The sequence below is a fragment of the Pseudonocardia sp. SID8383 genome (genome assembly GCF_009864975.1).
Classification (GTDB): domain Bacteria; phylum Actinomycetota; class Actinomycetes; order Mycobacteriales; family Pseudonocardiaceae; genus Pseudonocardia; species Pseudonocardia alni.
The window spans coordinates 1-2,475 of record NZ_WWFY01001156.1 but is presented as its reverse complement, the minus strand read 5'-3'; the positions used below and the strand labels follow the sequence as shown (position 1 = coordinate 2,475).

Annotated in this window: 4 protein-coding genes; 2 read left to right on the top strand and 2 right to left on the bottom strand. The window is 73.1% G+C overall.

Going from position 1 to position 2,475, the window contains the following annotated elements; translation table 11 throughout:
* Positions 1-261: FAD-dependent oxidoreductase (locus GTW08_RS28220; protein WP_161152766.1), on the bottom strand; the 261-nt coding region annotated here is incomplete at its 3' end.
* A 107-nt stretch (positions 262-368) separates the two neighbouring features.
* On the opposite strand from GTW08_RS28220, the gene GTW08_RS28215 reads away from it, so the two are divergent.
* Positions 369-1,106: an SDR family oxidoreductase gene (locus GTW08_RS28215; RefSeq protein WP_073575953.1), complete on the top strand. Its 738-nt coding sequence runs from the start codon at positions 369-371 to the stop codon at positions 1,104-1,106.
* A gap of 68 nt (positions 1,107-1,174) precedes the next feature.
* Positions 1,175-1,702, top strand: a complete 528-nt coding sequence (locus GTW08_RS28210) for a bifunctional nuclease family protein (protein WP_224401208.1) — start codon at positions 1,175-1,177, stop codon at positions 1,700-1,702.
* On the opposite strand, the gene GTW08_RS28205 is transcribed toward GTW08_RS28210, so the two are convergent.
* On the bottom strand, positions 1,699-2,475 hold a 777-nt coding region (locus GTW08_RS28205), incomplete at its 5' end, for an IS481 family transposase (RefSeq protein ID WP_161152765.1). The genes GTW08_RS28210 and GTW08_RS28205 overlap by 4 nt on opposite strands.

Here is a 2,475-nt window from a genome sequence, read left to right as displayed (position 1 = left end):
CACGTCGCCGTCGTCGAGGGTCGCCGTGCCGTCCCCGATCCGGGTGACCCGCGCCGCGCGGGTGCGGACCCGCCGGTGCAGGACCTCGCGCAGCGGGACCGTCGCCGCCCCGGTGCCCGCGGCGAGCCGGTGCAGCCGCACCCGCTCGACGAACTCCTCCCGCGGGTCGACGACCGTGACCGCCGCCCCGCCTGCCGCGATCCGGTTCGCCGCCGCGACCCCCGCGTACCCCGCTCCGACCACCAGCACCGTCGCGTCCATGTCGCTCTCCTCCCGTGTGTGCGCTGTCGGGATACCGACACCGCACGGGGCCAGCCGCGTGACGATCTGTGTCCGGGGTCACGGACGGCGCGTGGCAGGGTGGGCCCATGAGCGGTGTGGCGGTGGTGACCGGGGCCGGGTCGGGCATCGGCGAGGCGGTGACCCGCGGCCTGCTCGACGCCGGCTGGCGGGTCGCACTGGCCGGGCGCCGGCGCGAGCCCCTGACCAGGGCCGCGGCGGGACGCGACGGGACGCTCACCGTCCCCACCGACGTCACCGATCCCAGGTCGGTCGACGCCCTGTTCGCCGCGGTGCACGAGCGCTGGGGCCGGGTCGACCTGCTGGTCAACAACGCCGGCACGTTCGGCGCGGGCGGCACCGTCGACGAGATCTCCGTCGAGGACTGGGACGCGGCCGTCGCGGTCAACCTCACCGGCTCGTTCCTCTGCGCCCGCGCCGCGTTCGCGGCGATGCGCCACCAGGACCCGCAGGGCGGGCGGATCATCAACAACGGCTCGATCTCCGCGCACGTCCCCCGGCCGGGCAGCGCGCCCTACACCGCCACCAAGCACGCGATCACCGGGCTGACCAAGTCGCTCTCGCTCGACGGCCGCGGGTTCGGCATCGCCTGCGGTCAGATCGACATCGGCAACGCCGCCACCGAGATGACCGCGGGCATCGCGACCGGCGCGAGGCAGGCCGACGGTTCGATGCGTCCGGAGGCCACCTTCGACGTCCGGCACGTCGCCGACGCCGTCGTCTACATGGCCGGGCTGCCGCCGGAGGCGAACGTGCAGTTCCTGACCGTCGCGGCGACGACGATGCCCTGGCTCGCCCGGGGCTGAGGGGGCGTCTCTTTCTGAGACTTCCGTCACCTGCCGTCACGGGGGACACTGTGCGAATGACTCGGAGGATGCACGTCCTTCGCCTGATCGTGCATGCCCGGTCACGCCAGCCGGTGCTGCTGCTCGGCGAGGCCGACGGCGACCGCTGCGTACCGGTGTTCCTACGGCCGCCGCAGGCCGAGGTCATCGCCGTGGGCCCGCGCGACGACGAGGGCACCCCGCTCACCCAGGACGTGCTGCTCCCGGTCGTGGAGGCGCTGGGCCGCACCCTGGAGCAGGTCGAGATCTCCGACCTCGTCGACGGTGTCTACACCGCCGAGCTGGTCTTCGACGGCGGCACCCGGCTGGCCGTGCGCCCGTCGGACGCATTGTCGCTGGCCGTCCGGGAGGGGTTGCCGATCGGGATGGCCGAGCACGTGCTCGACGAGGTCGGCCAGGCCGTCGACGACGTCCTGCCCCCCGACGGCGACGACACCACCGGCGCCGCCGCGCAGGCCCGCGCGGCCACCGCCGGCCCGGCGGACGTCCCGCCGGAGCAGCAGATGCAGGAGTTCCGCGAGTTCATCGACGAGGTGTCGCCGGAGGACTTCCGCTAGGTGTACTGCCCGGACAGGTTGGTCAACCTGCTGATCGGTGGGAGACCACCGATGGCGGTGTGGGGCCTGTGGTGGTTGTACTCGTGCAGCCACCCGGGTAGCGCCTTTCGGCGTTGCGACTCGCCGGTGTAGAGCCGGGCGAAGGCCCAGCCGTCGGCGAGAGTGCGGTGGAACCGTTCGATCTTTCCGTTGGTCTGTGGGCGGTAGGGACGGGTGCGTTTCGGGGTGATCCGCAGCGCGTGGCAGGTGTCGCGCCAGGCGTGGGAGCGGTAGGCCGAGCCGTTGTCGGACAGGACTCGGCGGGTGGTGACCCCGCGGGCGGAGAACCAGGCCACCGCGCGGCGCAGCACAGCGATCGCGGTGGCGGCGGTCTCGTCGTCGTGGATCTCGGCGTAGGCCAGGCGGGAGTGGTCGTCGAGCACGGTGTGCACGAACGCCGTGCCCATCTTCGCCTGGTGGTGGGCGTTGCGAAGTTTCCCAGGGGTCGCGGCCCGGTTGCGGTCTCCCTGGGCGCGCCCGACATAGCGCCAGCCGCCGCCGTCGGGGATGTTGCCCAGCTTCTTCACATCCACGTGCAGCAGATCCCCGGGGGCGGGGTGTTCGTAGCGACGCACCGGTTCTCCGGTGGCGCGGTCGACATGGGCGAGGCGGTTGATCCGACACCGCACCAGCACCCGGTGCACGGTCGAGGCAGCGACACCGACCCGGTCGGCGATCTGGACCGGGCCCAGGCGCTTCTTCCAGCGCAGGTGCACGATCCGGCGCACCACCGG

Bases quoted from the DNA above. Each gene is read 5' to 3' on its own strand.
- GTW08_RS28215 (WP_073575953.1), top strand. From the start codon at position 369: ATGAGCGGTGTGGCGGTGGTGACCGGGGCCGGGTCGGGCATCGGCGAG.
- GTW08_RS28210 (WP_224401208.1), top strand. From the start codon at position 1,175: ATGCACGTCCTTCGCCTGATCGTGCATGCCCGGTCACGCCAGCCGGTG.